The 25,632-nt window shown below is 47.8% G+C and carries 26 protein-coding genes, 1 tRNA gene and 1 pseudogene; 13 read left to right on the forward strand and 15 right to left on the reverse strand.

Annotation, left to right across the window (positions count from 1 at the left end; translation table 11 throughout):
• The first annotated feature begins 323 nt into the window (after window positions 1-323).
• Window positions 324-890: an elongation factor P-like protein EfpL gene (efpL, locus tag DESPODRAFT_RS12990; RefSeq protein WP_004074037.1), complete on the forward strand. Its 567-nt coding sequence runs from the start codon at window positions 324-326 to the stop codon at window positions 888-890.
• Here efpL and DESPODRAFT_RS12995 read toward each other — a convergent pair.
• Window positions 887-1,996, reverse strand: coding sequence for a DHHA2 domain-containing protein (locus DESPODRAFT_RS12995; protein WP_004074038.1), 1,110 nt, complete (start codon window positions 1,994-1,996; stop codon window positions 887-889). The genes efpL and DESPODRAFT_RS12995 overlap by 4 nt on opposite strands.
• Window positions 1,989-3,407 carry a dihydrolipoyl dehydrogenase gene (locus DESPODRAFT_RS13000; protein WP_004074039.1) on the reverse strand — a complete coding sequence of 473 codons (1,419 nt, stop codon included), beginning with the start codon at window positions 3,405-3,407 and terminating at the stop codon, window positions 1,989-1,991. Before DESPODRAFT_RS13000 ends, DESPODRAFT_RS12995 begins: the two co-directional genes overlap by 8 nt.
• 113 nt (window positions 3,408-3,520) lie before the next feature.
• On the opposite strand from DESPODRAFT_RS13000, the gene DESPODRAFT_RS13005 reads away from it, so the two are divergent.
• A complete protein-coding gene (locus DESPODRAFT_RS13005; RefSeq protein ID WP_004074040.1) occupies window positions 3,521-4,060 on the forward strand; it encodes a gamma carbonic anhydrase family protein in 540 nt (179 codons plus the stop codon).
• Between the two features lie 49 nt (window positions 4,061-4,109).
• On the opposite strand, the gene DESPODRAFT_RS13010 is transcribed toward DESPODRAFT_RS13005, so the two are convergent.
• Entirely contained in the window at window positions 4,110-4,538 is a 429-nt protein-coding gene (locus DESPODRAFT_RS13010) for a PaaI family thioesterase (RefSeq protein ID WP_004074041.1), read from the reverse strand.
• A 135-nt stretch (window positions 4,539-4,673) separates the two neighbouring features.
• Here DESPODRAFT_RS13010 and nhaD point away from each other — a divergent pair, with 135 nt between their 5' ends.
• Both nhaD and DESPODRAFT_RS21500 read left to right on the forward strand, forming a co-directional pair.
• Window positions 4,674-5,363 (forward strand): sodium:proton antiporter NhaD, encoded by a 690-nt coding sequence (nhaD, locus tag DESPODRAFT_RS21495; protein ID WP_280985091.1) that lies wholly within the window; start codon window positions 4,674-4,676, stop codon window positions 5,361-5,363.
• 11 nt (window positions 5,364-5,374) lie between these two features.
• Window positions 5,375-5,953: an SLC13 family permease gene (locus DESPODRAFT_RS21500; RefSeq protein WP_280985092.1), complete on the forward strand. Its 579-nt coding sequence runs from the start codon at window positions 5,375-5,377 to the stop codon at window positions 5,951-5,953.
• 10 nt (window positions 5,954-5,963) lie between these two features.
• Here the strand turns inward: DESPODRAFT_RS21500 and DESPODRAFT_RS13020 are convergent, their stop codons facing one another.
• Both DESPODRAFT_RS13020 and DESPODRAFT_RS13025 read right to left on the reverse strand, forming a co-directional pair.
• Window positions 5,964-7,739 (reverse strand): 3'-5' exonuclease, encoded by a 1,776-nt coding sequence (locus DESPODRAFT_RS13020; RefSeq protein WP_245531913.1) that lies wholly within the window; start codon window positions 7,737-7,739, stop codon window positions 5,964-5,966.
• A 411-nt stretch (window positions 7,740-8,150) separates the two neighbouring features.
• Window positions 8,151-8,531 (reverse strand): biotin synthase BioB, encoded by a 381-nt coding sequence (locus tag DESPODRAFT_RS13025; protein WP_040015979.1) that lies wholly within the window; start codon window positions 8,529-8,531, stop codon window positions 8,151-8,153.
• A 95-nt stretch (window positions 8,532-8,626) separates the two neighbouring features.
• Here DESPODRAFT_RS13025 and DESPODRAFT_RS13030 point away from each other — a divergent pair, with 95 nt between their 5' ends.
• The 5 genes and pseudogenes from DESPODRAFT_RS13030 to DESPODRAFT_RS19525 form a co-directional block, all read left to right on the forward strand.
• Window positions 8,627-10,087: a DUF3375 domain-containing protein gene (locus tag DESPODRAFT_RS13030; protein ID WP_004074044.1), complete on the forward strand. Its 1,461-nt coding sequence runs from the start codon at window positions 8,627-8,629 to the stop codon at window positions 10,085-10,087.
• A 27-nt stretch (window positions 10,088-10,114) separates the two neighbouring features.
• Window positions 10,115-10,963: a DUF4194 domain-containing protein gene (locus DESPODRAFT_RS13035; RefSeq protein ID WP_216594005.1), complete on the forward strand. Its 849-nt coding sequence runs from the start codon at window positions 10,115-10,117 to the stop codon at window positions 10,961-10,963.
• Window positions 10,964-10,978: 15 nt separating this feature from the next.
• Window positions 10,979-14,434 carry an ATP-binding protein gene (locus DESPODRAFT_RS13040; protein WP_216594006.1) on the forward strand — a complete coding sequence of 1,152 codons (3,456 nt, stop codon included), beginning with the start codon at window positions 10,979-10,981 and terminating at the stop codon, window positions 14,432-14,434.
• Window positions 14,431-15,633 (forward strand): DUF3322 domain-containing protein, encoded by a 1,203-nt coding sequence (locus DESPODRAFT_RS13045; RefSeq protein WP_004074047.1) that lies wholly within the window; start codon window positions 14,431-14,433, stop codon window positions 15,631-15,633. Before DESPODRAFT_RS13040 ends, DESPODRAFT_RS13045 begins: the two co-directional genes overlap by 4 nt.
• A gap of 84 nt (window positions 15,634-15,717) precedes the next feature.
• Window positions 15,718-15,870: pseudogene (locus tag DESPODRAFT_RS19525) on the forward strand (NADP-specific glutamate dehydrogenase); the annotation flags it as partial.
• A 12-nt stretch (window positions 15,871-15,882) separates the two neighbouring features.
• On the opposite strand, the gene DESPODRAFT_RS13050 reads toward DESPODRAFT_RS19525, so the two are convergent.
• The 4 genes from DESPODRAFT_RS13050 to tnpB all read right to left on the reverse strand — a co-directional run bounded on the left by DESPODRAFT_RS13050 (window position 15,883) and on the right by tnpB (window position 18,598).
• Window positions 15,883-17,514 (reverse strand): hypothetical protein, encoded by a 1,632-nt coding sequence (locus DESPODRAFT_RS13050; RefSeq protein ID WP_004074048.1) that lies wholly within the window; start codon window positions 17,512-17,514, stop codon window positions 15,883-15,885.
• On the reverse strand, window positions 17,515-17,865 hold the full coding sequence (locus tag DESPODRAFT_RS13055) for a cupin domain-containing protein (protein ID WP_004074049.1): 351 nt from the start codon (window positions 17,863-17,865) through the stop codon (window positions 17,515-17,517).
• 57 nt (window positions 17,866-17,922) lie between these two features.
• The gene (locus tag DESPODRAFT_RS13060) at window positions 17,923-18,309 is read right to left on the reverse strand and encodes a DUF4129 domain-containing protein (RefSeq protein ID WP_004074050.1); all 387 of its coding nucleotides are present in this window, start codon (window positions 18,307-18,309) and stop codon (window positions 17,923-17,925) included.
• 94 nt (window positions 18,310-18,403) lie between these two features.
• On the reverse strand, window positions 18,404-18,598 hold the full coding sequence (gene tnpB, locus DESPODRAFT_RS13065; RefSeq protein ID WP_004074051.1) for an IS66 family insertion sequence element accessory protein TnpB: 195 nt from the start codon (window positions 18,596-18,598) through the stop codon (window positions 18,404-18,406).
• A 333-nt stretch (window positions 18,599-18,931) separates the two neighbouring features.
• Here tnpB and DESPODRAFT_RS13075 point away from each other — a divergent pair.
• Window positions 18,932-19,007 (forward strand) — tRNA-Lys (locus DESPODRAFT_RS13075).
• Window positions 19,008-19,299: 292 nt separating this feature from the next.
• Here the strand turns inward: DESPODRAFT_RS13075 and DESPODRAFT_RS18760 are convergent.
• The 6 genes from DESPODRAFT_RS18760 to DESPODRAFT_RS13105 form a co-directional block, all read right to left on the reverse strand.
• Window positions 19,300-20,505 carry a transposase gene (locus DESPODRAFT_RS18760; protein WP_004074052.1) on the reverse strand — a complete coding sequence of 402 codons (1,206 nt, stop codon included), beginning with the start codon at window positions 20,503-20,505 and terminating at the stop codon, window positions 19,300-19,302.
• Window positions 20,506-20,585: 80 nt separating this feature from the next.
• Window positions 20,586-21,125, reverse strand: a complete 540-nt coding sequence (locus DESPODRAFT_RS13085) for a hypothetical protein (protein WP_004074053.1) — start codon at window positions 21,123-21,125, stop codon at window positions 20,586-20,588.
• Between the two features lie 108 nt (window positions 21,126-21,233).
• Window positions 21,234-21,452, reverse strand: coding sequence for a type II toxin-antitoxin system HicA family toxin (locus DESPODRAFT_RS13090; protein WP_004074054.1), 219 nt, complete (start codon window positions 21,450-21,452; stop codon window positions 21,234-21,236).
• Window positions 21,445-21,666 carry a type II toxin-antitoxin system HicB family antitoxin gene (locus DESPODRAFT_RS13095; RefSeq protein WP_004074055.1) on the reverse strand — a complete coding sequence of 74 codons (222 nt, stop codon included), beginning with the start codon at window positions 21,664-21,666 and terminating at the stop codon, window positions 21,445-21,447. Before DESPODRAFT_RS13095 ends, DESPODRAFT_RS13090 begins: the two co-directional genes overlap by 8 nt.
• Window positions 21,667-21,711: 45 nt before the next feature.
• On the reverse strand, window positions 21,712-22,716 hold the full coding sequence (locus DESPODRAFT_RS13100) for a tyrosine-type recombinase/integrase (protein WP_004074056.1): 1,005 nt from the start codon (window positions 22,714-22,716) through the stop codon (window positions 21,712-21,714).
• Between the two features lie 521 nt (window positions 22,717-23,237).
• Entirely contained in the window at window positions 23,238-23,531 is a 294-nt protein-coding gene (locus DESPODRAFT_RS13105) for a hypothetical protein (RefSeq protein WP_004074057.1), read from the reverse strand.
• Between the two features lie 343 nt (window positions 23,532-23,874).
• Between DESPODRAFT_RS13105 and DESPODRAFT_RS13110 the strand changes: the two genes are divergently transcribed.
• The 3 genes from DESPODRAFT_RS13110 to DESPODRAFT_RS13120 are packed head-to-tail and all read left to right on the forward strand — an operon-like array spanning window position 23,875 to window position 25,628.
• On the forward strand, window positions 23,875-24,306 hold the full coding sequence (locus tag DESPODRAFT_RS13110) for a YebG family protein (RefSeq protein ID WP_004074058.1): 432 nt from the start codon (window positions 23,875-23,877) through the stop codon (window positions 24,304-24,306).
• Window positions 24,307-24,359: 53 nt separating this feature from the next.
• The gene (locus tag DESPODRAFT_RS13115) at window positions 24,360-24,788 is read left to right on the forward strand and encodes an efflux RND transporter periplasmic adaptor subunit (protein ID WP_040015981.1); all 429 of its coding nucleotides are present in this window, start codon (window positions 24,360-24,362) and stop codon (window positions 24,786-24,788) included.
• Window positions 24,789-25,628 carry an efflux RND transporter permease subunit gene (locus tag DESPODRAFT_RS13120; RefSeq protein ID WP_040015982.1) on the forward strand — a complete coding sequence of 280 codons (840 nt, stop codon included), beginning with the start codon at window positions 24,789-24,791 and terminating at the stop codon, window positions 25,626-25,628. It begins immediately after the preceding gene.
• Window positions 25,629-25,632: the final 4 nt, after the last annotated feature.

Below are 25,632 nucleotides of genomic sequence, written 5' to 3' on the forward strand. Positions count from 1 at the left end.
ATATAATACCAACGCATACAGAGTGTTGTCAATAACCCCAACACAATATGCAAAATAAATATCTTTGGGTTTTGAAAAATTAGTTTGTTTTTGGGCCTGAAATTTCAATATCGCAGATCAAGCAGGGAGCACCAGAGGACTACCACGATAATTCCAAAAACGATATTTGAGTTCCTTAAGTTGGAGTTCAAACCCTGGCCGGTTGGCAATATAAACTTGCTTTAACTCCCTTGGGCTGGTAAACAGGCAAAAAAGTCTGGGGCCTGAGGGTCTAAGCGTAAATTTTATAAGAGCAATGAAGTTTTATTTTAGGAGAGGCATGTATGCCAAAAGCATGTGATTTAAAAAAGGGCCAGGTGGTGGACATCGGCGGTGAACCGTATCTGGTTAAACATATTGATGTAAAAACCCCGTCGGCAAGAGGGGCTGTCACCCTTTACAAAGTCAGGTTCAGCAGTATCAAGACCCGCCAGAAATATGAAGAATCATACAAAGGCAATGATATGCTTGATGATGTGGGCCTGCAAAGAAAACCTGTCCAGTACCTCTATCCGGACGGGGACCTGCATGTGTTCATGGACAGTGTGGAATATGGTCAGTATCTGATTTCCCAAGACAATATTGAAGATGAGCTGGTCTGGCTCACGGACGGCATGGAAGATATTGTGGGCATGTTCATTGACGGCAATCTGGTGGCCATTGAAATTCCCGCCTCCCTTGTTTTTGAAATCACACAAACCGCTCCGGGCATGAAAGGGGCCAGCGCGACGGCCCGAACAAAACCTGCCACCCTTTCCAACGGGGTTGAGATCCAGGTGCCTGAATATCTTGAAATCGGAGAGATGGTCAAGGTCAATACAGAAACCAGAAAATATATCTCCAGAGCTTAATACGGTTGCTCAAGGTTTGAAAAATACCGGTCCAGTATCGGCTCAAGTTTTTTTCTGGACAGGTTGAGGTTTCCCTGGCGGTAAAAATGAACGTCTCCGCAGTTAAAGCCTTGGGGCGGGGGAATTATTTCCAGGTCAAGGTTCAATGTCAGTATGGCAAAAATGGTTGTGTAAAGAACGGGGGATTTGCAGAACACGGCAATCCCCCTTGAAAATTCAGGGGTGCGCTGGGTGTTCATGGTCATTAAAATATCTGCCTGAATTTCGCCGGCATAGCTTTCAATCCCGTTGGCAAGACCATTGTCCCTGATCATCCATTGTTCAAGGGCCAAAGGCACCGATGCAACGGTGCAGCTTACTTTGTTGAATCGAAATGTCTTACAGTCTCGTCTGAGCAGGTCCCTTGTGCCCATTTCACTGATGTCTGATTTGGCTGCGCGAATTCCCTGGTAAAAATTGTCTGTTTCCAGGCCGGCGATGGGTTGCAGATGCCTTGCCATCTCATGGTCCCTGGGGGTTGCCCGTCCGGCTTCGGGGTCAAGGTTGACGGTATCAATCAGAATAGCCCCTAGCAAAAGGGCGGCCAGGCTTCGGGGTATTTCCCCTCTACTGCCGTGGATCAACTCTTCGCCCACCAGGGTGGCACAGGAACCAACGGGTTCAATCCGGCGCAGGGCATTGGGATACAGCTTTAAGTCTTCATGGTGATCCATGATACGCATGACTTTTTCTTTGTATTTTGAAAAACCATTTGTCAACCGGTTATGATCCACCAGGGCAAATTCCCTGACCCGGGACATGAGTCTGTCCAATGGCTGGATATCGTCCAGGAAAAAAAGGTTTTCCGCATCAACACCTGTCTGGGAGAGTACCCACCGGCTTTCTGTTTTCAGGCGGAAATCATCCCTTTTAATGGGGATCAAAGGCAATGTCACACAGGGTTTTTGGCCGGTTCTCAGTACCCAGGCCAAACCAATGGCAGAAACCACGGAATCCAGGTCTGCTGCTTCGTTTCCGAAAACCAGCATATCAATATCGTGGGCTTGGGCCCTGGCGCGGGCATCAGACAAAAACAGGTTGAGCGGGTCTTTTGTTTTATTAGCCATGGGGCTTGCCCTTTATTCTTTGCAGGATTGGCATGGAGACAGGATCGGTGATTTGTGTAGCGATCTGGAGAAAAGCATCCAAAAGCGCCTCTTCAGGCACGGGGTGATAAAAGGGCATGCCCAGAATTTCTTTGATTGTCAGATTCGCTCCCATGGCCAGGGCTAGAAGATGGGCCATATGCTCGCCGGCCGGCGCCATGAGCTCTGCACCCAGCAGCCGCCCCTTTTGGGGTTCGGCGTAAATTCTGGCCCGCCCGGCAGCTTTGCCGAGCATCATTCTGGCCCTTCCAAGTTCTTCCCAGGAGGCCTCGCCCACCACATAATCAATGCCTTTTTCCGTCAGGGCTTTGTGGGAGAGGCCTGCAATGGCAATATCCGGTGAAGAAAAGGTGATTTGCAGCGGTATTCGTTTTTTAAACCGGGCCATGGTACCGGCACAGGCGTTGTATCCTGCAATGGTGCCGTCATCGGCGGCTTCATGGAGAACGGGTTTAAGCCCGTTCACATCCCCGGCCAAAAACACGGGCAGGTCTCCTACCTGCAAGGTTTCAGGATTAAAGACCGGCATCCCTTTGGCATCCAGGTCAACCTTTAAGTTTTTAAGGTTTAAATCTTGAAGCCCGGGCCGTCGGCCCGTGGCAATAAGCACCCGGTCCACAGACCAGCGTTTACTGCCGCATCCCACTTCAAGACCGGTTGGGGTTTTGCCCAGAATTTGCGCGGTGCCCAGCTCAATGTGCATCTCCTTGGAAAAATGATCAAAGGCATATTCGGCAAGTTTGGGGTCGGTCAGGCCCCCTGCGGTTTTACGGCGGCTGATAACTGTCACCCGGACCCCTAATCGGTGCAGGGCCTGGCCCAGCTCAATGCCGACGGCACCCAACCCAAACACGGCCATGGTTTTGGGCAGGGTTTCCAGTTCAAAGAACTGGTCCGTGTCGATTATAAATTCTTTAAACGGCAGCCAGGAATCAGGTATAAAGGGCTTTGAGCCGGTGGCGATGATAATGCTTTTGGCACGGATGGTTTCATCTCCTAAATCCAGGGTATTGGGGTCCAGAAATTCGGCCCTTTTCCGGATCACCTTATCCATGAACCCGGACATCTCCTGGATCACGCCGCCTGAGAATTCATCCCGCATGGACCGGACCCGCGCCATGATCCTTTGATGATCCGGGATCAGGCCTTTGGCGCCGTCAATGCCGTATTCATCAAAAAAACTGCATTTGTGAAAGTCATCGGCCACCGCAATCAGCGCCTTGGATGGCATGCAGCCCACCCTTGCACAGGTGGTGCCCAGGGGGCCGTCATCAATGAGCACATAGTTATCCGTGTGTTTGACCACCTCTTCCTGGGCTGTCAGTCCGGCTGTGCCTGCCCCGATAATCGCCACATCGTATTCTTTTGACATAATTTTTCCTTTTCTGGGTTGTACTTTTGAAACGGCAGGTATTAAATTAGCAAATTTAGAATATAAACTTTGAACAGAACAAATTCAATAAAATGATGATAAGGAGAGAGAGAATGACTTTATACGTATTCAAAAATATCCAGCCTAAAATTGATGATTCCGTATTTATTGCGCCAACGGCTCAAATTATTGGTGATGTAAATATCGGCCGGGACTCTTCGGTCTGGTTTCAAACGGTTGTCCGGGGGGATACCGCCACCATCACCATCGGTGAACGAACAAATATCCAGGATCTTTCCATGTGCCATGCGGATGCGGGGATCCCTTTAACGATCGGTAACGGTGTTACCGTTGGGCATCAGTGCTGTCTCCATGGCTGCACCATTGAAGACGACTGCCTGATCGGTATGGGTGCCACGGTGATGAATCAGGCGGTTATCGGCACCGGATCTGTTGTCGCCGCAGGTGCGGTGGTGCTGGAAAAAACTATTATTCCGCCATATTCCCTTGTCATCGGATCCCCGGGAAAGGTGAAAAAGACCTATGAAAACAAAGAAGAAATTAAACAGATGATGAAAAATTCCTCCAACCATTATGCCGGAAACGCCAAAACCTTTGCCGACAAAGATCTCTTTTATGAAATCAAACAATGATATAGGCCTGGGCCGTACCTGAGCGTTTTTCAGGTACGGCCTTTTTTCATTAATCTGTCTTGGGTGGAATTATCATCAGGGTGGCGCTGCTTTTTGAAATATATTTTCCTGTGTCATCTTTGACTGTGCAGTCCACAAAAACAAGGGTCCTGCCCCGTTTGAACACCGTGGCTTCAGCAGTCAGGCGGCCCTGGGACGCCATGGAAAGAAAGTTGTTTTTCAATTCTATGGTTGTCAGATTTTCGCCTGGTGCCATGGTACTCATCACCGCATGGGCCGCTGCTTCACTGGACAGGGCAATGCCTAAACCGCCCTGCATGATCCCGGCACCCTGGAGAAATTCGGGGCGTATTTTCATGCTGAACCGGGCATATCCTTTTTCAACCGTCTCGGCCTTGATCTGTAAAAAATCCAGAAAAGGGTTGTTGACCGGCTCTCCTGCCGTCAGCTGTTTCAGGTATAGGGGGTAGTCAAACATATTGAGTTTCCTTTTGTTTATTTAGAAGTTGGCTGGGCATTGTAGAGAAAAATGCATACTTTTTAAATACATTTATTGACCCGGCAAAAAATTACGATCTTGTACTTGCGGTTTTTTTTAGTTTAAGGAGGCGTTATGCATACGCTATTAATTGTTGTCTTTGTTTTGGCCTATTCTGCCATCGCCTTTGAGCATCCGCTCAGGGTAAGCAAGTCAGCCTCCGCCCTGCTGGGCGCGGGCATCATGTGGACGATTTACGCTGTTGCCACAGGAAATCACCATCTGGTGACAGAACAGCTCAATGAGAATCTTGCAGCCACAGCCCAGATTATCTTTTTTCTGCTTGGTGCCATGACCATTGTTGAGCTGGTGGATGCCCATGACGGATTTGAGGTGATTACCTCCCGGATTACCACCACCAGTCAGAGTGTTCTGATTGTACTCATCGGGATTGTCACCTTTTTTCTTTCCGCCATGCTGGACAACCTGACCACCACCATTGTCATGGTATCATTGACCAAAAAACTATTGGATAATCACGAGGACCGCCTGATTTTTGCAGGAATTATTGTTATTGCCGCCAACGCAGGTGGGGCCTGGTCTCCCATTGGTGATGTTACCACGACCATGCTGTGGATCGGGGGCCAGATCTCTTCATTAGGGATCATCAAATCGGTATTCTTGGCGTCCGTCGCAAATCTTGCTATTCCCCTGATTGTCGTCAGCTTTATGCTCAAAGGCAAGTCTGTGGGGAAAAAGCAGAAAAGAATGGCTCCGGGACAACCACAAAGTTCCAACGGGACCTGGTGTTCGCTGTCGGCTTAGGAGCACTGGTCATGGTGCCGGTGTTCAAGGAGATAACCCATTTGCCGCCGTTTATGGGAATCCTGACCGGTCTTGGCGTTCTCTGGCTGGTGGCAGAGCTTGTCCACAAGGAGAAACCCGACGAAGAAAAGCAGCATCTGACCATAGTGCATGCCCTGGCCAAAATAGATATGGCATCCATTCTCTTTTTTGTCGGTATTCTGCTGGCTGTGGCAATCCTGGAAAATACCCATATTCTGACGGCACTGGCAACCTGGCTCAACAAGACCATTGGTCAACAAAGCATTATCGTTGCGTTTATCGGTGTCATCAGTGCAATCATTGACAATGTGCCTCTGGTGGCCGCATCTATGGGGATGTATGATATGCATCAATTTCCCATGGATAATTTCCTGTGGACCTTCCTGGCCTTCTGTGCAGGAACCGGCGGCTCTCTGCTGATCATTGGTTCGGCGGCAGGCGTTGCTGCCATGGGCCTGGAGAAAATTAACTTTTTCTGGTATGTGAAAAAAATCAGCCAGCTGGCAATGCTTGGCTATATTGCAGGCATCTTGGTATTCCTGATCCAGTTCAAACTGCTCCATGGCTGATGAATCAATTTTAATATTTCAGTTTTGAGTATAAAGTCTTTTTAGAGACGTTGATCGCGTCATTTAAAGTGTGAATACCTTTTTTAGCAAGAAGCGGAATAAGCTTAAGAAAGATCCCGGCCGTTGCCGAGGCATCGCCGATAGCTGTGTGGCGTCCCACAATATCAACGCCGGCAAAACTCGCGATAGCCGCCATATTATGTTTTTCGTGCATAGGATAAACTATTAGGGCAAGCAGGAGGGTGTCTAAAACCGGGTTGTCAAACTTTATTCCGGTTTGGGCCTCTTTCATAGAAAACATCTTCATATCGAATGCCGCATTATGCGCCACCAAAACCGTATCTTTGGAAAATTTATAAAAAAGCGGCAAAATTTCTTTTATATCGGGCTTTCCCTTAACCATCTCATCATTTATGCCGTGAAATTTTTCAGATTCGAGCGGAATGTTCATTTTCGGGTCTATAAGCTGGTCGAATTTTTCTCCGCATAAAATCCTGCCGTTTACGATTCTGACCCCGCCTATCGAAATTATTTCGTCATTTCTGGTATCTAGACCGGTCGTTTCCGTATCGAAAACCGTATACACGATATCTTTTAAACGCATATCATTTAATTTGGAATCGGTTTTCCGCTTTGTAAAAAGATCGAAATCGAAAAAATCCGGCCGCTCGTAGGCCTCTCGCTCAATCACGATGTTGCGCACACCCTCCGGCTCTTTCATCTCTGCAAGCGGTATCAGAATTTTTAGCCCTTTTTCGCTCTTTTCATTAAAACTTAAACTGATTTGCGCCTCATGATAGTTCACAAAATCTTTCAGCGTTAAAAAAAAATTATCATCTTTAAAAATATCCAAATTTTTCTCGGCATCCGGAATATGAAAAAAAATTGCCAGAAAATTTGCCTCTTTAAAAAGCTTGCAGTTAAACGTTTTTTTAAAAGTCTTATTTTTGAAAATCGTCAAAATAGATAAAAAAGCATTAATAAAAGAGTAAGTTTCGATCCTTATCCAGTTTATATGAGCCGGGAACTCGGGCTTTAGGGATATGTTAAGCTTTTCTCCGGCTCTTTTCTGGATAGTAGTTATGATGTCCCTGTCTGAAACCACCAGAAACGGCAGACGCTCTTTTATCTTCTCGATATAGTCTTGTTCGGATTTTTTTAAATTTTCTTCGATGGCGGCGATCTCCGGTGTTGTCATGTTCTCTTTTTTTATCTTATCGAGATAAGTAAGAATCTTGTTTGCGGTGGATTTGAAGATGTTGTCAATTTTTGCGTAAAGCTCAAAGTCTTTTCCTATGTTATAAAAAACGACCATAAAGCCGGCAAAATTGTCACGCCGATCCGTTATCGGCGAGATGTCCGCCTGTATCAAAACATTGCCGGGGCTTAAGGTTATGAAAGAAGACGATGCCGCTGCATGATTCTTAAGTTTTTTCACGTTTATTTCATAAAGCGCATTTGTTATTATATCTCTATCGATAATATCAAAAATAGATCTGCCGATTCCGATAATATGGTTTTGAGCCTCTAAGATTTTGGCTTTTTTGTTGAAAAGATTTATCTCTCCTTCGGTGTTGCAGGCGATTATGCCTTGCGGGAGCTCGTCAAAAAATAATGCGAGCATATTTTTTTCTATTTCGAGTTCGGCTCTTTTTCTGTTTATCTCTTCTTTTATATTTTTCTGCAGCGTTTCGTAATGATCCGCAAAAAGGTTTATGGCTTTTGAGATCGCTAAAATTTCGTTTCCGGCTTCGATATTGATCCGGTGGGAAGAATTAACCGTCAAAATTACGGATATTTCATCAGGGATTTTTGTCAAAGGAATAAAAAAATTATTCAAAAAAGCATAGATCGTGAAGCCGATGAGCTCAAAAAATAAAATGAAGCTGATAAAAAAGTAGACCCCATTTTCTTTGATGATTTTAAATAAAAAGTCCTGGCTTGAGGAGGGGAGCCTGCACCAGAAAATCGCCATGATAGATAAAAAGAAAATGAATGTGAGCAGAAGCGAGATTCCTGTAAACCATAAAAATTTATTTTTTTTGTTTAACGGCATTTTTTTATGTTCAAATTTTTATGACGTTTAAAAAAAACTTCACCTTGATGGGGTTCCTTCCCCTTAGTCCTCCCCCCATACAGGAAGGGAACGTGCCGAAAAGATGTTACGTTCGGCAATCATCATTTATTTTAACATACTCTATCGATAACTCGAACGTATAAATCGAATCATCCTTTTTTTTGCGCCATAGTGCCGGTATGTATCCATAAGTCCGTATGCCCCTTTCTGAAGTTGAGCTTTGGGCATCAAGCCATAGACGTCAATATCCGACGTATGAAATTTTGATTGCGAACAGAATTTACACTCTTCACTGTACTTTCCTGATTTTCCGTTACAAATTTCATATAGGTGAATTTGGCGTTTGAAAAAGGTGTTTCGGATGAGATCAGCACCAGCCATCAACGCGAACACATCTTTATCTTCGGTCAATGCCAGGTGGCGATAGATCTTGTTTTCAGGGTGTTGGCCATCGCATCTAACCTGCTGTAAGCGTAAAATCGTTTGAGTAAACAAAGTCATTTCTGATAAAAGAGGTTCCAGGGGCAAGTGAGTGCCTGGAGGCGGGGAAAAATAAAGCAAAAATGCACAAATCGTGACAAAACAGGAAACGCAGATTGAACTTCACTGGGCTGCAAGCAAAATATCGTCGAATTTTTGATGACAGCAAGGCTTGGAAACTTCTCCGGGCGGACAATGCCCCGATCATCCTGTCCTTTCTTGCCTCTATTTTTGCCGAGGAAAGCGAAGTGCCTTTCAGTCGGGCCAGGATCGACCTTGATGCGGAACTGATCCGGCTTGGGGAGCTTGGCGTATGGGAAACCGATACCAGTGCCGGGGTCTACCTTAACCTGTGGATCAAAGCGGGCTGGCTTCGGGAGATGGACGACATGCTCTCCAAAACAGAGGCGGCAGAGATCGCGCTTCGTTTTTGCAAAAGCCTGGATGAAAAGGCCAATGTGACTACGGCCTCGCACCTGCGGATTGTCCAGGAGGCCGTCCGGGAACTGCTGGTGGCTATCAGTACCAACCCCGAGGAGCGCCTGGTCCTGCTGGAAGAAAAAAAGGCGGCGATCCAGTACGAAATTGACCAGCTGCACGCAGGCGTTATAGTTGAACTGTCTGCGGCAGAGCAGGCAGAGAGAATTCGTGAGATTTATCAGCTGGCATCGGTGCTGCCCGGAGACTTTCGCCGTGTGGAAGATGAAATCCGGATGCTTGACCAGTCCCTTCGCGTTCAAATCATAGAGGCGGACACCACCCGCGGGGATGTGCTGCAGTCTGTCATGGAGCAGGAGACCGTGCTTGAGAATACAGATGCCGGAAGAGCATTCGAAGGATTTTTCCAGCTGCTGTGCGAGCAGAACCGGTCCATGGAGTTCCGGGACCAGCTGCGCACGGTGTTAAATCAGCCCGCTGCAGACCACCTGACCCCACCCCAGAAACATTTTCTCACCCAGCTCATGCGGGAGCTGACCCGGGAGAGCGACCGGGTTTTCAAGATCAGGCGACGGACCGAAGAGGGCTTGAGAAATTACATTGAAAGCGGCTGGGCCAGGGAGAACCTGGCTGTGGACCGGCTGCTTTCCAGGCTGGAAAGGACGGCTGTGGCGTTACGGGAACGGTCGTTGAATCCAAGATGCCTTACCCGCCTGTCCCTGCCTGTGGGGCCGGTGCAGATTAACTCTCCTGAAAAAATGCGTTTAAGGACCCCGGATGAGAAATTAGATACATCCGGTATCCGGGAAAAAAAGAATTCCGACAAGCCAAGCTTTGAAATGCTCAATATTTTAGACACGGTTCGGATTCGCCATGTGGCCGAAAAGGCACGGTCCGCGCTCGCCCGGCACGGCCCCATGACCATCGGGGAGATAGCCGCCATTCATCCGCTGACAGCCGGACTTGAAGAGCTTGTGGCCTTCCTGCGAGTGGCAAAGGCCGTAGGCGCCGCGTCCATGGACAGACAGGAAAAAATTGAGCTGCGCGATAAACAGGGCCATTTCATGCGGGCATCAATTCCATGCTTTCTGCTCAGTGCGGAACTGTTCCCGGAAAATCCTGATAATCTGAACATTTAATTCTTAAAAATGATCGGCAAAGGAACCATGAAAAAATCCAATCCCAATGAACTGATTCGGGAAACGCCTGAACCCCAAAGTTTTTTAGACCGGATGAGACTTGAAAATACTGCGCCGGATGACAGCCCGGATTCAATCCCGCCACCAGGCGAAATGGGCGGCAACTTTTCTTCAGATGCAGCACAAGATCCTGCTGCCGATGAAAACGGCCGGCAAACCCACGCGGCCATGCCGGCCGAAGCCCGGCGGGCCCTTGTCTTTTTGTTGCGCCAGGGTGTCATTCTCTCTGCCCGGAAGGCAAAGCTGTTTGAAGCGGTCTGCCGGTATGAAACCCGAATACGGCAGCACCTGTCAGATGTCTATCTCACCCTTGTGCTTGATGAAAAATCGGGCGTGGCCTTTATTGCAGGCATGCAGAGTGAGCATTGCCAGTTGGCCGGGGATGCTGTTGAAGCAAGGGAAGATGACGTGAATGAGGACGAACAGTACTCCCTTATTTCCCGAAGGGTGCTGCCGCTTTATGACACGCTTCTTCTGCTTGTGCTTCGCAAATACTATCAAAGCCGGGAGCTGTGCGGTGAGCAGAAGATCATTGTGGATATTGAAAAAATTGAATCAGATCTGACGCCCTTCCTGCCGTTGACCAACAGTGCCCGGACAGACCGGCGCAAGTTGAACGGCGCGCTGCAGAAAATGGTGAGCAGCCGGATTTTAAGCACGGTCAGAGGAAGCCTTGAACGATTTGAAATCACGCCCATCATCCGCTATGTGGTCAGTGCTGAATTCCTTGAATCCATGCTTAAGGAGTATGAACGGCTGGCCCTGGAGGCAGAACCATCCACAGCAGCCCCTGACCCGGGCATTGAACAACCATAAAAAAAGGATTTATCCATGATGCATCATGGGCCGGACAGTGACACAGGCCTCCTGTTTCAGGTAAAACCGCGCCAGACCGTTGAAGCGCCCCTGTTCCGGGCGGGTCAGATCCGGCTTGCCGAACTTTCCGTATTCAACTGGGGTGCGTTCAATGAACTTCACACCGTGCGGATTGATCCTTTGGGCACGCTGATCACAGGGGATAACGGCTCGGGTAAGACCACGCTCATTGACGGGCTCATGGCCCTGCTGCTTCCGGCGGGCCGGACTGCATTCAATGTGGCCGCCGCCCAGGGTGACAAGACCGACCGTTCCCTGCTCTCATACATGAGGGGCAGTTACGGGTCTGCCCATGACGGCTCCGGGACCCGGGTGAAAAGCATGCGGGAAACTGCCGTGGTCAGCGGGCTGCGGGCGCTGTACAGGTCCGATGACGGGGTCATGGTGACCCTGGCCGCCCTGTTCTGGACCACCCAGTCCACCAATGCCCTTTCCGATGTCAAACGCATGTATGTGGTGTGCCGACGCAATATGACCTTAAAGGAGATACTGGACAATTTCGGCCAGGGCGGAGCCCGAACCCTGAAACAGTGGCTGAAGAGCGACCCGGATGCGATCTGCTGTGATGACAATTTTTCAGAGTACCAGAGCCATTACCAGAAACTGCTCTCCATGGACAATAAAAATGCCCCGGCGCTTCTTTCCAGGGCACTTGGCCTGAAAAAAATTGATGATCTGACCCGGCTGATCCGGGAGCTGGTGCTTGAGCCAAGTTATGTAAAGACCGATGCCCGCAAGGTAGTGGAGGAATTCGGCGACCTGGTGGCCATCCACGACCGGCTCTCCGATGCCAGGGCCCAGGCATCGCTTCTGGAACCATTGCCGGAACTGGACAAAACGATTAAAGATGCTTGTGTGACCTTTGAGCATCTGACAGAAGAAAAACAGGGTCTTCCGGTCTATTTAGGACATATTTTTCTCCGGCTTTGGCAGCAGAAGCTCCTTGAAATCAAGGAGCTGCTCCATACCCTTTCACTGCAGATAACGCGTGTGGAGGACCAGAAAAAAGAGGCGGCAACCCGGGCGGAGCGCTGGCGTGAAAAGTATCTGCAGCTGGGCGGGGACAAGATTGAAAACATCAAAACCGAGCTGAAACATGCCCGGGCAGATCTTGACCGGGTGGTGCAGGCCGCTGCTCGTTACCAGGGTGATGCCGGAAAGCTGGGCCTTTCCCGGACCCTGGAGGAGAAACAGTTCATTGAGAACCAGTCCAAAGCCGAATCCGCCATGGCACAGATTAAAACCCGAACCGACGAAGCCATGGACCAGTTGGGAACTATCAGCGGAAAACGTGACCGCTACCGGGAGGAACACCTGCTTCTTGCTGAAGAGATCCGGGAAATGGAGACTAGGCCCGACTCCAACATTTCTGTAAAATTTCAGCAGATGCGCGATGAACTGGCAAAATCCCTTGATATGGACAGACAAGAGCTGATGTTCATCGGGGAACTGATCGACATCAAAGATGAGGAGCGCGGCTGGCAGGGGGCGGTTGAACGGGCACTGGGGGGCTTGAGAACGACCCTGGCCGTTCCCCGTGACATCTCCTCCATGGTCACCCGGTGGCTGAATACCCGCCATACCGGGCTTCATGTGCGTGTTCAGGTGCTTGAGCCCCAGGAGACCGGGACAACACAGAAAGCTGCCGCATTCAAATCCGACGGGTATCTGAAGAAACTGGTCTGGAGAACCCACCCGTACCGGGAGTGGCTGAAAAAACATCTGGAAAAATTTGACTTAAGCTGTGTGTCTGATACGGCGGCTCTTGATCAGACGCCTTTTTCCATGACCCGGCAGGGGCTTGTTCACCTGAATCCGGGCCGGTTTGAAAAAAAGGATCAATATAAAATCGATGACCGGCGCCAGTGGTGCATGGGGTTTTCCAACAAAGCCCGGCTTGCTGTTTTAAAATCAGATAAACAGACACTTTTTCTGGAACTTAACCGGATGGACAAAGAACTGGAACGGATTAAAAATGATATGGAACAGGTCCAGGCGGAAAAAAATCTGTGGGAGAAGCTGAAGAATTTTGGCTGGCACGACATTGATGCCCCGTCCCGGCGGTTGAAATGCCAGGGACTGGAACAGGAGCTTGAAGACCTGACCCGGGCGGGTAGCGATTTAAAACAGGCCGAAGCCCGGCACCAGGAGGCCCAAATACAAGTTGAACAGTTTCAGGGTGAACTGGACACCCTCCACGGAGAAAAAGGCGGTATACAAAAGGAGCTTGAAACCGCCCAGAATTCCCATGACACCTGCCGGGACGCTGCAGAACAGCCCCTGGCCGATTCTGTAAAAGAGCGTCTGGCAGGTCGGGTGGGGGCTGTGACCATGGATGACCTGAAACGCAAATCCGCCATCCGCCAGCAAAATGAAGGCAAGCTGGAAAACGAGCTGGAGCGCCAGAGAAATAAAAAGGGGAATGCAGAAAAAAAGGCTATCGGCATCATGTCTGCATTCAGGACCAATGAAAAGTGGCAGGCCCTCACCGTTGACTGGGGCAGCGACATTAAAAGCCTGCCCGATTATCTGGAGCATCTGAGCCAGCTTGAAAAGGAGGGATTGCCCCATCTGGTGGATCAGTTTGTCCTGCGGCTGAACAAACACGCCACCCAGTCCCTGGCCAATATCAGTGCCAAGCTGGCATCTGAGCGGGACGAGATCCTTGAACGGATTGAAACCATCAACGAGGTACTCAGGCGGACGGAATTCATGGCCGGCTCCTATCTCAGGCTCGGGGCGGCCAGGGAGAGATACCCCCATGTGATTGATTTTGAAAACCAGCTCAGACAGGTGTTGAGCCAGGTCACCCGCAATGACCATGAAGTCAGGTATCTTAAACTTGCCCAGGTGGTTGAGATTCTGGACAAGGCCAGTGCGCCGGGAACCTCGGGCAACCTGGAGAGCCAGCGGCTTCTTGATCCCCGCTACCAGATGTCCTTTTATGCCGAGGAGATTGATGCGGCAACCAGGGAGGTGCGTGATGTTTTGCGCTCCTCCAGCGGTAAATCCGGCGGAGAAAAAGAGTCCTTTGCCGGCACCATTGTGGCAGCCAGTCTGGCCTATGTATTAACACCAGATGGGCAGGATCGGCCCGTGTACTGCACGGTTTTTCTTGACGAGGCATTTTCCAATACGGCCGAAGCTGTTAGCCGGCGGGTGCTGCGGGTGTTCCGGGAGCTGGATGTGCATATCAACCTGATCACCCCGTATAAAAATTTAAATCTGGCCCGGGAGTCAGCCCGCTCTCTTATTATCGTGGAAAAAGACCCGGAACACCATGACAGCAGGTTCTGCGAGGTCACCTGGGAGGAGATCGACCGGATGAATGAAGAAAGGGCACAGCAACTGGCAGCCGAGGCCGAGGCACTGGGCATTGAGATTGAGCCTTTGGGCGGGGAGATACCATGACGCCCGGATGGGGGATGCTGCCGGATCATGCGGTGCAGCTGATCAAAAAGCGGGAATGGGATCACTGGGCACATCTTAAAGCACGGCTCTCCGGTGAAAAAAAATTCCCCATCCGGCTGGGACTGAAACCGCCGGACGGCAAAAAGGCTGTGGCGGATATGGCCCATTACCTGGCCTTTGTAAATGCCTGGAAGGCCTTTCCCTTTCAGGAGATGGTTCAGTGGGAACCCCGCAATTTCCAGACGCTTCCAGGCCAAACCATTCCCGCGGCGCTTGTTATCTCCTCCATCCAGGATCTGGCCGAACTTATGGGGAAAAAGGGGGAGGCCCGTGTCGGGCTGTGGGAAAACAACATGAGGCCCATCCTGGAGGTCGGCTCAGCACTTTCTCCGCCAAACCCTCTGTATCCTGTACTGGTCCGCCGCCTTGATCTCATTGAGAAACTCTCTTGTGCCGATACCCGTATGCTGGCTGATCTGCTTCCCCAACTCACCCCCGGCATGGGGAAAGGCTTTTATCTGCGCGCACTCCCGGTCACCGGGGTGGACACCAAGTTTATCGAAACTCATAAACTGATTATTGAAGAGCTGCTTGATGTACTCCATGGCGGGGCAGTCACCGCGACCGGCGGGCTTCTGCCCTGGTTGGACTGCATGCCCCGGCCTGCGGGGTGGCTTATGATTCGCCCTCTGGACAAGTCCACCCGAAATGCCCTGGGCGGCCTGTCCATTCTGAAATTGCCGTATATGACGCTTTTGACCTATGAACTGCCGGCAGAACATATCCTTGTGGTGGAAAACATTGAGCCCGGACTTGCCCTGCGGCCCATGGAAGATACCATTGCCGTCATCGGCGGCGGCAAAAATGTGGCCTGGATGGATGCGGTCTGGCTGAAAGAAAAGCATGTGGGATACTGGGGGGACATTGACACCTGGGGGCTCTGCTTTTTAAGCGATGCCAGAAGCAAAGTGAAACATTTATCCGCCCTGATGATGGATAAAGAGACCCTGCTGGCCCACGAATCGCGGATGAGTTTAGAGCGCCAGCCGGCGCCCTCTTTGCCTCAATATTTAACCGAAGATGAGATTGCGCTGTTCCAGGATCTGAACTCCGGAACGTTTCAGTCAAACCGTCTGGAGCAGGAACGCATCTGTGCGGATTATATCCGCAGTGCATTGACTCGCTGGCACATTTCTTAACGCGACCGCGGTTATCATCACTTTAGGGCGCAAACAGCTGATCGGAAGTGGGTTATGTACCTTAAATAGTCCCGGGATGAAGTTGAAGCCAAATTCAAAGGCATCATGCAAAGCATCCACCACGCCTGCCTGGATGTGGCTGAAGCGTACGGAACCCCCGGCAATTACCTGAACGGTGCCAATATCGCAGGGGTTGTCAAGGTGGCGGACGCCATGATGGATCAGGGTATTGTCTGATCTATACGGTTATCAGGACGACAGCACTTTTCGGCAGGCAAAGGAAAAATCTTCTGGATAGCATCCGGCGATAAAACGCATCTGGGCCTCGGAAAAGGTGCCCGGCGCATAGGGCAGACGCGGGATAAACGAGTAGACAAGGTGCTGCTCGGTGACCGGGCTGTTAAACCGGCCTGAAAATTCCACGCTTGTGACCATCTGTGCGCCCAATGTTTCCAGGGTCTGGACGGCTATACGGATGCCGGTGTCCAGGGCATTGCGGGTTGCGGTGTCGGCGGAAAGCACATGGGGGCAGGGGGCTTTGGTCATCAGCATCAGCTCCCATTCACTGACCTGGGCCTTGGGGGCAAACAGCATGACTTTGTCGTTTTCCCAGACGACCAAATCATTGGGACCGTCCGGGTTCATGTCTGTTCGCTGATTGTTTTTAATGGCCTTGATAAAGGCGGTAAAAAAATTTGTGTTGTAGGCGGCTTTATAATCCCGGATAAAGTCAGCCACAAGATCCCCGCAGGAAAAACAGGGATAACGGTTGCCGTCGCTATCCAAGATGCTTTCCGGAATCATGGCGTTCTGCTGGTGGATCATCTGGTGGGAGGCATGCAGCCGGTGTCCGGACTGGGCAAACCCGAATCCGAAATTCCATCCCCATAACGCCCCTGTAAAAAAGGGAGACTCACTGTCCAATGGGCTGCGGTCCCCCGATAGCAGGGCATCCGTGATTTCCATGCGCAGTGCCTCAAGTTCATCTGTTGAGAGAGGCCGGCCGGTTGCCGGCAGCGTCACGCCCAGCATCTGGGCAAGGCGTACATAGATGCGCTGGTAATACAGATGCCGGATACCTGCCATGTCAGACGGGGTCAGGTCATTGGCCCGGTAGCGGATTTGGTCATTGGCCATGTTAGTGGCATAATGGCCCCAGGGAATGTATGAGTTAGCCCGCATATATTCAAAAACATGGGTGTTATTCAGGCTTTCTCCCACAATGGGGCTGTCCCCCTGAATGCCGGGTTTGAGGACCATCACCTCTTTATAAACATCGGGCAGGGCCGGGTTGTTGCCAAGCACATCATAAAGATCATGGTCGTGGATGACCGGGAAGAGCCAGCCTTGATTGTTCTTTCCAAAGGAAAGACCCGTGGGCGGATGGTCCTTACCATTATCATATACAAAATCGCAGGCAAGGCCGGCAAGTGCACAAAGCTCCTCCGGGTCCGTGGACGCCTGGGCCAGTGCCAGTTTCAGGGGGCGGGGAAGCAGTTCCAGCATCTGGGTCACAGTATTCCGCTGCACGCCTTTTCCCTTTTGCCACTGTTTCAGACAAGCGCTTAAGGAGCAGTCCGACCGGGCCGGAAGGCATATGGTATCGGGACGTTTCGCCTTGCGGTCCGCCCAGTCCGAATTGATAAAGGTGCTGCCCCGGAATGGAAACGCATTGGCGATTTCATAAATTCGGTCATCCATGCTTGCCTGGACCTGCCCCTGGGGATAATTCTGCAGGTTTTTCACAGGCCTGCCATCAGGAAGGCGGCCAAGCACATCGTCAGTGCTATTTTGCCTGAAATTATCCACATCAAATCCAGGTTTGTGGATTCCCACTACAAATTGCCCCTGGGGGGTGACGCAGGTTCTGGGCGTTTTCATCTACATCTCCGGGGCTTTGGAAGGAACCAGGCACAGAAAGGCAAGATGTCCGTCCGAGCTGTTTTTTATCTGGTGATCAACATTGGGGGGGACATAAACTGCGGTTCCCTGGGAAATGTCATGCCACTGATCCCCGAGAAGGACCTCGCCTTTGCCCTCAACCACATAAATTTCATGTTCCCAGTCATGGGTATGCCTGGGGGCATGACCGCCGGCTTCAACGTCAAATCTTCTCATGCAGAAATTGGGGGCGCCGTCATCCTTGCCGATGAGTACCCGTCCCGTAACACGTTTGACCATGTCGTTGTTCATTTTTGTGCCGGAAATATCTGTATAGTGTGTTGCTTTCATTTTATCTCCTTTAAAACGGCGCTGTCCTGCCGGTTTGGTAATGACTTATGTCTGAATTTAAGAGCCTGGGTCGTAATTGTCAATGCCTGTTCCTGCGCCGGATTTGTCCCGGACCGACCTGCCGGGATCGGACAGCTTTTGAATCAGCCGGTCTGTTTCTGCTTCCAATATTGCCAAATCATTACCGGAAATGGGCCGGGGTCCAAAACGAAGCTGTTTGTGAATCCGGATAACAGTCATAAGGGATGGGATATCCTGCGGGGAAAAGGTTTTTTCTTTGATGCGAATGAAAAATTGTTCATAGGTTTCATGGGGTTTTCTTTCAAACCCGGAACGGGCAAGTTTTTTTTCTAATTTTCGGATATAGAAGTCAGGATGATGGTTAAAAGGCGCAGATGGATAATGGTCTTGTTCATGAAGATTGCTTTTTTCGCAATACCGCAAAACTCACCCTCAAATTTGTTTTTCCATGGTAAAATCAAAACCTGGTACATTTTTTGATATGCTATTTTTGTTAAAAAGAACAACAATATAATTATTAAGCAATTAGTATGCCTATAAAAACAAATATAACTTTAAAGGTGGGTTTTGCGGTATTGCCAAACATGTGTCCTGAGAATGGATCTAAATTCAATGTTTCACTTACAAGTACGGATAACCCATCAATGGATTTGCCCATATCAGTGCTCCCAAGTGCAATATGAATTTTTAAATTCTGGGTGGGAGAAAACATCAGCACCTCCCCAATACTTGGAGCACCTGGGCCAGGGTTGTCTGGGAAAATCGATCCGGTATTTCGATCTGAAATCGGTTATCTATATTCAGCCTTAATCCTTTTTGCTCAGAAAGGTTTAGAACCTGGGTGCTTTGTGTTGAATGGAGCTGAACGAATTCTGGAAAAAGGGTCTGGTTTTTGAATTTGCTTTTCCAGTATGTAAAATGGAGCGCAGGCGCTTGATCAGTAATCGTCAAAATTTACGGGTTTCGGGCAATATGATAAGACATGTGATCAAAAAAAACATTGACAATGACGGTGGTTTTGGGTATTGTTCGGCGTTCATTTGATGGGCCATTAGCTCAATTGGTAGAGCAACTGACTCTTAATCAGTAGGTCCTGGGTTCGATTCCCCGATGGCCCACCACCACAGCAATAAGGCTTTCAGCGGTTTTTCGTTGGAAGCTTTTTTGCTTTTGTTTCCGGTTTGCCGCCACATAGCCCCCACTTTTTTATCCCTGTGGGTTAAAAATTCTTTTACGGCCCCCAATTTTTTATTATAATTAGACTTTCCTAACTATTTAGGTAAAAAGAGGTGTTTATGGGTGGGCTTGGTTCAGGACGGCTTTTAAGATTCACCACGAAATCAACAGGGGCGCATTCCCATTTTCCCGGTTTTAAAAAAGTCTGTCTTTTAGTGCACAATGGTTCGGACAAATTTAGGCGCTAATAGCGCCGTAGTTTATAAGTTCCTCGTATTGAGGCGTATTTTTTATAAAGATAGGGTTCAAATCTAAGTGTGAAATAAATCGGTCCAGCAGGTGTTCATTGAAATAACGGGCCTTCCAGGATGCGATCGAACAGACTTTGGAATTAGAATTTTCAGCTTGTTCACGCTCCTGCTTTTTCAACAAATTGAGTGTGGTTAAAGATGCATTGAAATGGAAATTTAAAGCTTCTTTGCTTCTGGCTTGGCAATCAGTGAGTCCGGTAAACTGCTTGGCGTCTCGAAAGATAAACTCAATCTGAAAACGAGCTCGATACATATTAAAAATATCTACTGGATCCAGGGTCAAATCGATTGAAAAAAATAAGGCATAACGATATTTTTTAGAATTTCGTTGATCCAGCAGATAAACGACTCTCAGGTTGCGTTTAAAATGGGGAGAATTCAGATCTGCAGTATACAGACTGACACCCGGTTCAATTTCACTGACCAATTGCCATCGAGAAAGATCCTCATATTTGACTTTGCCGTCATATTTTTTCTTGGCCCCTTTTCTTTTCTCATGTGGCCCCTTGTAGAGATAACGAAGATTTGCATCGTCTCTCAGACGGCCAACTTGATGAAAGCCCAGTCCGACAAGACCATCGATAAAGCGGGTTTTACTGTAAAATCCATCAGTGGCAATATAAAGGATACAATGGGCACACAGGTAATTCTGGTTACGTTGAATTTGCTGCAGGTAAAAATCAATTCGATTTTCCTCTTTTTTGCCAATTTCACTGCCGGAAGGTGTCTGCTCAACAGAAAGATTGTAGGCGGTATTATAGTCCAGATCAACAATTGCCAATGATGATATTTCCTGCCCCTTTTTTGATTTGCCGACAACTCCACTCCAAAAATAGTCGATCCCATAACTGTGTTTCCCACTTTTGGGTACAAACGAAGCATCAATTGCTGCCATCTTCTTGTTTGCTTCAGGTATGGTTTCCAAAATCAACCGGTGATTCAATTCGGTAAAATCGAATGGCTTTTTGAAGTTCCTTGAAAAACTTTTTTCATGGAGAATACTGTAACGACTCATGTTGCGGTAATTCATTCGGCCCCGGAGGATCATTATTGTTGAAAATAAGATCAACAAGAACTTCAGTTGCGGTTTAGGGATAGACATTTGAGATAAAATAAGTTTTATTGTCTCCATAGGGTTCTCCTTAGTTGATATGAAAATTTTACTTCGCAATAAAACTTTCTCAATTTTGGAGAACTCTTGTCTACCTTTTTTTACAAGACTACGCTAAAAACTGTCCGAACTATTGGGTGATTAGAATTATCAGGATTTTCTAAATTTCCAGTTTGCCAAGAATACTTTCCTGAATCCAAATCCGTTTTTGAAAAAAGCAATTCGTCTGGAATATCAAATAAATTTTTACTTTTTATAAAATCAAGAAACTGGAACGGATTCACTTTAAGATGGGCATAACAATAATACCAACAGTTAGAAATTGTTTTTTCCATATCACTGTTTTTGTATTGTGAGATTTTTTCTTTATAATCACCTTCAACTGGCAAAGAAGTATTCAAACTCCTGGTGACTATTTGATATTTTTTCGAGTTTTGCAAAAATTCAATATCGAACAATAGAATAGATATTCCTATCGACCTTTGGCCTATTTCATTCGGTGCAATTAACAGCCGTAACCCCTCATCAAGTGTCCAGTAATCCAACTTTTTAAAATGTTGGTATCTGTCTATTCCCTCACAGGCATGTTCATATTCTTCAATCCGTCTTTCAAGCAGTTCCTGCTTTGTAATTTTCGGCATTTCATCTCTCCTACAAGATATCTGATTTTTGAGCCTGGGAAAGGTGGTTCAGGATTACCCCCGGTTCAATCCAGGGAGCGACCCCGAATCTATCCCAGGAAAATGGAATTATTCAAAGGCGTTCCGGTTTATACCGGATTGCCTGATAATGGAAAGCAGGGTCCCTTTTTTTAGTTCTTTATGATCTGGCACCGGAACGGTGATGGTGGACCCCTCAATTTTCTTTTGCATAATCACATGGCTGCCCCGTCTGCGGATCTCTGCAAAACCATTGGCAGATAATATTGAACAGGCTTCTTTTCCAGATAAGACCCGCAGCTTAACCAACGGCAACCTCCATCTGGGTGATATAAATTTCCTCTTTAAGCCGGGTCTCTATTTCGCCCGGGGATGCGCATTCAAAAAATAGTTCAAGGGCTTCCTGCAGATTTTCCCTTGCTTCGGCAACGGTTTCCCCCTGACTGGCTATGTCGAGTTCAGGGCATAAGGAAACATAACCGGTTCCCTCTTTTTCAATGATTGCGGTCAAGAATCTTTTCATGAGACATCCTTTATTCATTGGGTCATATATTTTTTCTCAAAACAATTATTTCATATTCACAACGTTATTTCTTGCGATTTTCTCAACCTCGTCTTTCTTATTGAAAACCTTCTCCATGGTTGTAGCCGCTTTTTTGTTCCGGCCTGGTGCAAGGTGGGCGTATCGTTCAGTCATGGTCAAGGAAGCATGGCCCAGCAATTCCTTGACTTCATAAAGGCTTATGCCTTCCATAACCAGCCATGACGCGAAGGTATGGCGCAGAGTGTGAAATGTAACCCGTTGCCGCCGGTCCTCAATGCCGTTATTTAGCCCGGCTTCGGATACTGACCTGGGGAACGATTTTGAAATTTGTTTCCTTGTCCCGCCGGTTTTTCGGTCTGGAAAAACAAGGTCTTGTTTTTCGCCCTGGTATTTTGCCACAAAAAAGGACTGAATGTCTGCTGTCATTGATAGGGTTCTGGTCTTACTGGATTTTGTATCCAACAGGGGTATAAGGCCATGGTCGAGATCAACGTCATTCCAGGCAAGTGAAAAGATTTCACCGGCTCTTAATCCACAGTGCAGGGATAGCAGTGCCATTTCGTATGTTTCCGGACTTTTTTTTTGAAGGATTTCCAATAGGGCGTGAGCTTCAGCATGGGACAGAAATCTGACCCGCTTATTATCGTATTTGGGCTTTTTCACCCTTGTGGTGGGTATGTCCCCATGGAAATATTTCAACCGTTCAGCATGACGGAATATTTGCCCCAGGGTGGTTAAAGTGTATTCAATTGTGCGTGGAGACTTCCGGGCAGTGGTCATTTCCTTTTTCAACCGTTCCAGGTCAAAGGCTGAAATCTCTTTTAACGGCTTGTCGCCCATGGTTGTTTTTATCCAAAGTCTGAAAAGCTGTTCCTCGGTTACAGCTGTTTTGGTCTTCGCCTGGATTATGGCCGGATAATAAATTTCATCAAAATAGGTGGACAGGGATATGTTGTCTTTTTCTTTTTGTTCTTGCCGGGCTTGCTCCTGCTGCTTTTCCTCCTCAACCTTTGTCCGGACATCTGACAAACGGCTTTCTCCGTTGTTGTGTATATCGGTTGGCCAACTCTGCCCCCACATAGCCCCCACTTTTAGGCTGACGTAAGGTGTTTTTATGTGAAATAAACTGAAGGTAAAATACTGTTCAGATATAATAATGTCAAGTAATATCGGTATGTTTATGTGATTTTGTGAAAAGTTGTGAAAGTGTTTAAAACTGACTCTTAATCAGTAGGTCCTGGGTTCGATTCCCCGATGGCCCACCATTACAGCAATAAGGCTTTCAGCGGTTTTTCGTTGGAAGCTTTTTTGCGTTTTAAAGACTTTCTGTGTGAGGGTCTGTGTCAGTGATGTCCGGTTAGGTTTTTGCAAAGGAAATTTAATCCAATTTTTTATAACAGCCATGGGCTGACCTGACATATCAACTGACAGGCATAGCCCACAACAAGGCTTGAAAGATCTGAGTACCTTACCCAGACCTTCTTATAAAAAAACGCATTTTTTGTTGACAATAGCGCGGATAGAGGAGATCTATGCATCTCTGGTTAGTTTTAATAAGTCGGATAAAAATGGTTTAAATCAACCGTCCACATTGGCAGATGATCGCTACTGTCAAAACCTTTATTAAGCCATAATCCGGGGAAACCGTTCTCTTTAGGTTTGCTTAATCTGATAAAACATTCGCAGATATACAGCCAACCGTCTTTACCGATCAGCGGAAACCCTTTTGATGTTTTGATTTGTTCCCAGTCCGGCAGAATAAGTTTATAAAGGGCAATCAAGGCTTCTTCCGTGCTTTTGGACTGTTTAAAGATATGGTCAACTTGCTCTTTTGTTATTTCCATCAGACCTCTTTAACCTCCTGGCTTAAATCTCAAATCTTTTATTCTTAAAATGGTTCTAAATATGCAATATAAGTACCATGATTGAAAAATATTTCTATACAGAATGTTATGATTTTCTGTGGGTGAGGAAGGGGATGGTCTTCGATACTTTTTTATCCAATTCTTGGGTAAATTTTTTGTTATTTGGAAATTAATGCATACTGTTGATCAAATGTGTTTTAACATAACCAATTGCCCTGGCAAAAGTAAAAGAACTTTACCCAATCCTGTTTTTTTACTATGAAAGAGAAGTATAAATAAACCGCTTTCCTTTGTTAAAGAATTTTATTCTCAAGGAGAAAAAATGCCTGTAATTGTCCAATATATTGTTGTCAGGGATGGAGATAAAAAGATGACATTCGCGACAAAAAAAGAAGCAGACGCCTATGACAAGATGCTAGATATTGCCGACAATTTGTTTGATTTTCTTGAAAATTCCGATATCGTTCTTGATGAAACCCGCAAAGAAGAAATCTCCCTTTTGTTGGCTGAAAAACGTGATGAGGTGATGCCCATTTTAAGGGGCGTCTCCCCCAAAGCCCAAAACAACCGTAAAAAAAACGCCTCTTCTTCAGAAACTGCCAAAATCCGGGGCAAAGCCGTTGCAAAACAGGCTGCGTCCAAACCGGCCGAGACCTCTGAAGCCAACACAGATCCTGAAGTCAAGCCTGTTGCCAAGTCTGCGGCCCAGGCCGCTCCTCCCATAAAGGAGGCATCTTCAAAAAAGAGTGGATAGACGGGATAGTTTTTTAAATCCAAGTGTCGGTTTTTGGCCAAAGGAAAATACCTATGCCGTCTTTTTTATTTAGGCTGATGCGTGTGGTTGCAGTTCTGCTGTTTGCAGCAGTCGTGGCGTTGTGGTTATTTGTTTCCAGGGAAAAACCCCAAAAAAAGGAAATGGTTAATACGCCTCCCAAGGTGTTATGTGTTCCCGCAGTATCGGGCAATGCTGATATGATCGTTGTTAAGTGCCGTGTCAAAGGGGAACAAAAAGAAAATGTGTTTAAGATTCCACGAACACTCATGCGCTCTCCCGATACCCTGTATCTGGCTAAGGCAAATCATCTCGTGATTAAGACGGTCAAAGTGATCCGGCGGTTTGAAGACGATGTTTATATTACAGACGGCTTGACCCCCGGTGATCTGATCATTGAATCTCCCCTGCCCGGGGCTTTAGACGGTATGGCAATCACGGTTAAAAAGGCCGGGGAGAACTAAATGAAGGCCCTTGGCAAATGGTCGGTGGCGCATCGGGTTACGGTGAATCTGATCATGGTGTTTCTGATTGTTGCCGGGATGTTTACGGCCATGAACATGAAGCGGGAGATGTTCCCGCAGTTCTCTTTGGATATGATCAGTATTGCCGTGGATTGCCCGGGCGCCTCCCCCGAGGATGTGGAAGAAGGTATCTGCATCAAAATTGAAGAACAGCTCAAAAGTCTTGAAAATATCAAAACAATGTATTCTACTGCGGTTGAAGGACATGCCGGCGTGGTACTGGAACTGGATGCCGGCACGGGCATTACCGCCAAGCTTAATGAAGTCAGAACAGAGATTGACCTGATTGACTCTTTCCCCACCCTGGCCGAAGATCCTGTGGTGGTTGAGATCAAAAACAATGAGCCGGCCATTTATGCGGCTGTTTACGGTGATGTAGCCGAACGAACCCTTAAACAGACTGCCGAAAAAATCAGGGATGATCTGGTGGGTTTTGATGAAATATCGCTGGCAGAACTCATGGGGGTTCGGGAGTATGAGATTTCCGTGGAGATTTCAGAAGAAAATCTGCGCAACTTTTCCCTCTCTTTTGATGATGTGGTGCGCGCCGTGGGCTCGGGAAGCCTTGAATTGCCCGGCGGGCTGATCAAAACCAGTGGTGGCGAATTTTTAATCCGGGCCAAGGGCAAACGGTATACCGGTGCTGAATATGAACAGATTCCCCTGGTGACAAGGGCTGACAGCACTGTGGTGCTGGCCCTGTTTCTGGATTTAGGCCTTGCCTTCTGGGTGGCATCGGGTATTCCTATCTCCTTTACTGCGCTATTGTGTCAAAAATAGGTAT

Origin of the sequence: Desulfobacter postgatei 2ac9, assembly GCF_000233695.2 — a bacterium.
GTDB lineage: Bacteria > Desulfobacterota > Desulfobacteria > Desulfobacterales > Desulfobacteraceae > Desulfobacter > Desulfobacter postgatei.